The organism is uncultured Ligilactobacillus sp., from assembly GCF_948826705.1.
Lineage (GTDB): Bacteria > Bacillota > Bacilli > Lactobacillales > Lactobacillaceae > Ligilactobacillus.
Window position 1 is genome coordinate 1 of the sequence record NZ_CAQLEL010000115.1, and the last position, 2,234, is coordinate 2,234.

Annotated in this window: 2 protein-coding genes and 1 pseudogene; all 3 read right to left on the reverse strand. The window is 34.3% G+C overall.

Features of this window, described 5'->3' with window-relative positions:
* Positions 1-142: 142 nt before the first annotated feature.
* Positions 143-454: a glycosyltransferase gene (locus Q9Q35_RS11980; protein WP_370648891.1), complete on the reverse strand. Its 312-nt coding sequence runs from the start codon at positions 452-454 to the stop codon at positions 143-145.
* Positions 396-710: pseudogene (locus tag Q9Q35_RS11985) on the reverse strand (MerR family transcriptional regulator); the annotation flags it as partial. The gene Q9Q35_RS11980 and the pseudogene Q9Q35_RS11985, both read right to left, overlap by 59 nt.
* Before the next feature lie 540 nt (positions 711-1,250).
* Positions 1,251-2,135: a LysR family transcriptional regulator gene (locus Q9Q35_RS08460; RefSeq protein ID WP_304652974.1), complete on the reverse strand. Its 885-nt coding sequence runs from the start codon at positions 2,133-2,135 to the stop codon at positions 1,251-1,253.
* Positions 2,136-2,234: the final 99 nt, after the last annotated feature.

The following is a 2,234-nucleotide window of genomic DNA, read 5'->3' on the forward strand; positions in this document are numbered from 1 at the left end:
AACATGTCTGCATAACCACCATGAATTCTGTATCAGTATGAATTCCATTTTTACCTGTTTTTCACAGATAGACTGGAGACCTGACTGCTACACGCTGCTTGATGCTGATGGAATTTTAATGTGGCAGGAACAATTTGATAAATTAAGGGATATTCCTTATAAATTTATTGCAGACTGCCAGCCCTTTTATGAGAGGTTCTATCACATCTTTCAAATATGCTGTATCATGCTGCCCATCTCCATCTATCTGTATAGCTATTTCATACTCGTTTTGCAACGCATATCTATAGCCGGTCTGCACGCACCCCCCTATCCCGAGATTAAGCGGCAGATCAATATATGTTATGTTATTATCAATAAGAACCTTTAAAGTATCATCCTTAGAACAGTCATTTATAACCAAAGCGGATAAATCTATCTTTATAGGTAATAAAGATCGTATCGACTTGATCATCCATTACTTCTTTTAGTAATTGATTCCATTTTTTACGGTTATACAGCCCATATGTTGAGACTCTAGCATAAGCAACATTCTTACGATCATTACTGGTTGATCGACCGATATATTTTAAGTATTGTTCTTCTGTATAATATCCTTCGATTAGTGGGAGTACGATAAGCTTTTAAAGTCCATTATTATTCCAGCGTTGTAGAGTTAGAACAGTAACGCTCGATCTTTCAGCCATTTCTTTTGGTTTTAATATCGCCATAATATCTACCTCACATTTCATCTTTTTTGTAGATATTATATCGCGTCTGATTACATTTTAATATATTTTGATTAACAGTTATTTCCTCCGAATTATTAGTAGCGTCGAATAGATCAATAAATGTGATCATGATACGCCTTGAATTGAATATTTGATGTACATTTGTGACCTAGGCTAGACTTGATTTCGCCCAACGGATCATTGCTGGTTTGACAAGAATTTTACTAGTCATGAGCTCACTTCTTTATTTCTTAAGTACCTTTAACTTAACATATCTTGTTCCAAATAAAAATTGAAAATAATATAGCTCTATTTATTGAAACGACAGCAATAAGTTTGATCTCACAGTTCGCATGGGAACACAGTTAGGAAGTGGTTTAGGAATAGTAAATACGACAACATTAACGATCATTGATGTTATAAAATCGATCCAAGTAACTTTTTTAAGCAACTGTATGACTGGCGTTGTTCTATTCTCTGTGTGGGGGAGTATTCCTTTAAGAAAACGGATATTTAGTTGAACTGTTAGTTTCTTGTAGACTATCTAAGCTTACTTACAATAAAGTTAAGCGGTATTTTACCATTTGAAAAAACTGCGATCCGACGAAGATTAGGGACCATAAGTTCTTTTGCAGCAAGTTGCATAGTTGGATTTTCTAATTTACTTAGTGCAAGTGATTTTGGTAGGATAGTTACCAAGTCAGAGCATGAGACTAGTGAAGCCGTAGATTCATTGTAATCAGCTTCATAGATCGTGGGAAAGGGAAGCTGATTTTGCTGGAAGATCTGCTTTATACGAATGTGGATCGGACAGTAATCTGGATATAATAATAAATCGAATTTTTGAAGCTCTTGTGCAGATAAGCAGGGGCTTTTTATTTTAGAAAGTTGGGCATTATTTTTTGAAAAAAGTACATAGTAAGGTTCAGCTTGTAAAAAATATTTTTCAAAATTAGTAGTTAGCTCATTTTCAAAATATTCGTCCATAAAAATAACATCTAAATTTCCCAGGTTAAAATCATTGATCAAGTCAGTGACTTTATTAGTCAAGACAACTTGCTCAGCCTTTGAAAGTGCCTCGATAAAGAAACCAGAATACAACAGAGAAGCAATACTATCTAAAGCACCAATATGTAATTCGCTAAATTTTGAACATGGTTGGTCATTCTCCAAATGATAGAGCGAGTTAAAATCATGGAGAACTTTTTTAGATTGGCTATAAAAAAGTTTTCCCGCTGGAGTCAGTGCCATTCCGCGGGGAGAGCGAATGAATAACTTTTTACCAAAATAATCTTCCAGTTGCTTGATCTTTTTACTGATGGCTGGCTGAGACAATAATAGGACATCACTACTTTTATTGATACTTTTTAATTCAGCAACAGTGGTAAAAACGTATAACAGATCAATATTTAGCGACTCATACATAAAAGATACCTCCCCATTATTTTTAGATATAACGAATAATCATAAGGGTATTATATATCGTTAATTCCACAGAGTAAAAGATAATGATACGCTGGGGGA

Coding starts and splice junctions, on each gene's coding strand:
- Q9Q35_RS11980 (WP_370648891.1), bottom strand. CDS start 454: ATGATCAAGTCGATACGATCTTTATTACCTATAAAGATAGATTTATCC.
- Q9Q35_RS08460 (WP_304652974.1), bottom strand. CDS start 2,135: ATGTATGAGTCGCTAAATATTGATCTGTTATACGTTTTTACCACTGTT.